1 protein-coding gene is annotated in these 4156 nt (G+C 75.1%); it reads right to left on the bottom strand.

What is annotated here, in order from left to right; all coding sequences use genetic code 11:
- On the bottom strand, positions 1-4156 hold a 4156-nt coding region (locus tag OJ997_RS35995), incomplete at both ends, for an NlpC/P60 family protein (RefSeq protein WP_270030294.1).

The raw sequence follows: 4156 nt of genomic DNA on the forward strand, positions 1-4156 counted from the left end.
CGACCCGACTTCTGCGCCACGGGCGGCGCGGCGGCGGGCGTGGCCGGGACGGCGGCGGGTGTGGCGGGCGCGGCGGGCGGCTCGGCCGCGAGCGCGCGGCGGCGGGTGACCTGCGACGGGTCCACCGCCTTCAAGAACATCTGCGAGGCGTGCTTCTCCTCGGCGGCGGCCTTGCTGGCCTCCGCGCGGGAGATGGCCATGAACAGCTGGGAGTCGTTGCGGCGCACCTCGGCGGCGTCGCGGGCGACGGCGGCCTGGGCCTTCGCGACCTCGGTGGGGTCGATCGCGGCCGGCTGGGCGGCGGCGAACTGCGCCGGTTGCGCGGCGGCGACGGGCGCGACGGCGGCCGGCGCCCCGGCGTCGAACCGGCGCCCGCCCGCGAACTGGCCCGCGTAGTAGGGCTCGCTCAGGCTCGAGACCTTCACGACGTCCCCGGTCGAGGGCGCGTGGAGGAACTGGTCGCCGCCGAGGAACATGCCGACGTGGTGGACGTCGCCGTTGGCGGCGAAGAACACGAGGTCGCCTGGCTTGAGCTGCGAGCGGTCGGCGACCTCGACGCCGTTCGGCGCCTCGATCTGGGTGTAGGTCACGCGCGGGATCTGCACGCCCGACTGCGCGTACGACCACTGCATCAGCCCCGAGCAGTCGAAGCCGGTCTGCGGGGTCGAGCCGCCCCACTTGTAGTCCGTGCCCATGTACTTCGAGGCTTCGGTGATCGCGGCCAGCGCCTTCGGGCCGGGGCCGTTGCCGCTCGCGATCGCCTGCTGCAGGGGCGCGGCGATCTCCGGGGGCAGCTGCGCGCTGCCCACCGCCGCGGCGGCGGCCGCAGGGTCGACCGGGGCGGACACGGGCTGTGCGACGGCGGCGGCCGGCTGTGGCTGCGCGCCGAGGAGCCCGTTGGCCTCCGCGAGCTTGGTCTGGTAGCGGCCGCGGTACTGCTCGGCCGGGCGCTCGACGTCCGCGATCCACTCGCCGAAGCTGTTCGGGTCGTCGATCGGCTTGCCCGCGACGATCCGCTGCTTCTTGACCGCCTCGGCCTGGTCGAGGAACCACTTCATCTGCAGCTCGGGCTTGTCGGGGTAGCCGGCGTAGGCGCCCTGGTTCCAGATGCCGACGCGCATCTGGAAGAAGCCGACGGAGTCCGCGTGGCCGTGGTTGAGGTTCTGCAGGCCGGACTCGACCAGGCCGGCCATGATCGGCAGCTGCGGCGGCAGACCGCGCTCCTTGGCCTGCGCGGCCATCCAGGCGGCGATCTGCTCCTTGGGCGCGCTGTCGCCGGGGTACGTGGTCGGCGCGGCGTCGACGGCCGCGGAGACGTCGACCGCGGGCGCGCCCACGGCGGGCTGCGCGGCCGCGGGCTGGGCGACGATCGGCGCGGCGGGCGCCGGCGCCTGCGCCGCCTGCGCGACCGGTGGCTTCTCGACCACGGGCAGGAAGGCCTGGGAGTCGCTGCGCTCGAGCTCGCGGTCGGCCGAGGCGGCACTGGCCTTGTTGACCGCGGGCAGGAACGCGTCGGACCTGCGCGGGTCGAACGCGGGCTCGGCCGGTGTGGCGGCCGCGGTGACGACCGGGGTGCCGGGCGCGGCCGCGAACTGCGCGGGCGCACCGGCGACGGCCGCGGGCTGGGCCGCCACGTCCGCCGGCGCCTTCCAGTCGGCCGTGATCTCCTGCTTGAAGCCGAGGTGGATGTGGTTCTGGTGCGCGGCGTCGGTGAAGTAGCCGGGGCCGCCGATCGCGAACGGCGAGCCGATCTCGTTCGGGCGGATGTTCGCGTCCAGCGTGGAGACCTCGCTGGCGATCTCGCGCGCGAGCGGGCTCCCCGGCCCGACGGTCTCGCCGTCGATCGCCGCGATGTCCACGCCGCGCCCGAAGAAGTGGTTGGAGACCGAGCCGCCCGCGGTGAACTTCGAGTGGTCCGAGCACATGCACGAGACCGTGATCTTGTGCTCCTGGCTGAGCTTGGTCAGCACGCCGATCACGCGCGGGTCGATGCGGCCGGCCTTGATGTCCGCCTTGCCGACGTCGTCGAACACGAGGTTCGGGTTGTTCAGCGCGGCCAGCGCCTCGGCGTTCGCGGCGCCGCCCGTGCCGACCTCGTCGCCGCCGAACTGCTTCGGGTCGATCGGTGGGCTCGCCGCGGCGTTCGGCGCGGGCGCGGGCTGGACGGGCACGCCGGCGGGCGCGTCGCCGTTGACGCGGATGAAGACCACATTGCCGGACCCGGTCGTGCGCGGGACGCTGCTGACCGCGTCGGCGTTGTTGCCTTCCAGCGCGGTGAACTTGCCGTCCTGGACGGTGCTGTCGAGGAAGCCGATGTGGCCGTCGGCGCCGAAGTCGCTCTGGCCGCCCCAGTCGTAGGCGACGATGTCGCCGGGCCGCGCGTCCGCCGCGCTGACGATCTGCAGGCCGTTCGCGCCCTGCTCGGCGTTGCGCACCCAGGTCTGGACCGCCGCCCAGCCGCCGCCCGGCATCTTGTGCCCGGTCTGCTCGAGCGCCCATGTGATGAACGAGGCGCACCACGGGTTGCCCGGGGCGACCCCGGCCGACTTCAGGTACTGATCGACCTGCGGGCCCGCGTTCGTGCCCACCTCGCGCACGCCGAGCTGGCCCTTGGCGACCGACAGCGCCGAGACGCCCAGCGAGCCGCCGCCGCCCGGTGCGGCCACGGGCGCCGAGACCGGGACCGCCGCGGCCGCCGCGGGCTGCGCGGACCGGTTGGCGAGCAGGCCCTTGGCCTCCGCGAGCTTGGTCTGGTAGCGGTAGCGGTACTGCGCCGCGGGCCGCTCGGTGTCGGCGATCCACTCGCCGTAGTGCTGCGGGTCGTCGATCGGCTTGCCGGCCGCGACCCGCGCCTCCTTGACCTTCGACGCCTCGTCGAAGAACCAATCGAGCTGCTTGGCCGGGTCGCTCGAGAAGCCCTTGTACGGCCCGCTGTCCCAGATGCTCACGCGCATCTGGAAGAACCCGAGGCTGTCGGCGTCGCCGTAGTTGAGGTTCTTGAGCCCGGACTCGACGAGCCCGGCCATCACCGGCAGCTCGGGCGGGAGGCCGCGCTTCTCGGCCTCGGCGGCCATCCAGGCGGCGATCTGGTCCTTGGGCGCGGTGTCGCCCGGATAGGCGCCGGGCGCGGCCGCCGCGACCTCGGCGACGCCCGGGGCGGCGGGCTGGCTCGCGAACTGCGCGGCCGCGGCCTTCGGCTCCTTCTTGACGACCGCCTGCAGGAAGGCCTGCGAGTCGCTGCGCTCCGGCTCGCGGGTGGAGGCCGCGCTCGCCTTCACCGCGGACAGGAAGGCGTTGGACTTGCTCGGGTCGTAAGCAGGCTCGGCCGGGACCGCGGGTTGGACGGGCGCGACCGGGACCGCCGCCGCGACGGCGGGCTGCGCGGGCACGGCGGCCGCGACCGGCGGTGCGATCGCCGACGCCGGCAGCTCGACCGGGGCCTTGAACGTGAGCCGCAGCTGGTCCTGGTGCGCGCTGTTGGTGATGAACCCCGGCGACGAGATCGGCCACGGCGTGCCCACCTCGTCGGGCCGGACAGACGGATCGAGCGCCGCCAGCGCGCCGGCCAACTCGCGCGCGGCCGCGCTGTCGGGGTTGACGAGCTCGCCGTCGACCTTGGTGATGTCGACCGTGCCGCCGGCGAAGTCGCCCGAGACCGTGAGCTGATGGCCCGCGCCGAGCGTGGTGAGCACGCCGACGAGCCGCGGGTCGGTGCCGCCGGCCTGGAGCGCCGCGATCGCCCCCGGATCGAGCACCAGGTTCTTGTTGGCGAGCAGCGCCAGCGCCTGCGGGGTGGGCGGCTCGACCGGGGCGGTGGGCAGCCCGTCGGCCGACGCGCCGGGCAGCGAGTTCTCGTCCGGCGTGGCCGGCAACGAGTTCTCGGCGGCCGCCGCCGGCGAAGCGGGCAACGCGTTGTCGACGGGCGCGCCGGGCAGGCTGGCGTCCACGGGCGCGCCGGCGGCCGGCAGGGAGTTGTCGGCGGGCGCGGCGCTGGCGCTGCCGCCGCCCGTGAACCGCCGCGCGAACCGCTTGGCCGCCCCCGCAAGCCCTTCGGACTGCTTGCCGTTGCCGCTCGCGGCACCGTCGGCGGCGGCCGCGGCACCTTTGCCGCCCGCGGCGCCGCTGGGGGCCGCGGGGATGTCGTCGCTCGCGGGTG

Source organism: Solirubrobacter phytolaccae (genome assembly GCF_027587195.1).
In the GTDB taxonomy this organism is placed as follows: domain Bacteria; phylum Actinomycetota; class Thermoleophilia; order Solirubrobacterales; family Solirubrobacteraceae; genus Solirubrobacter; species Solirubrobacter phytolaccae.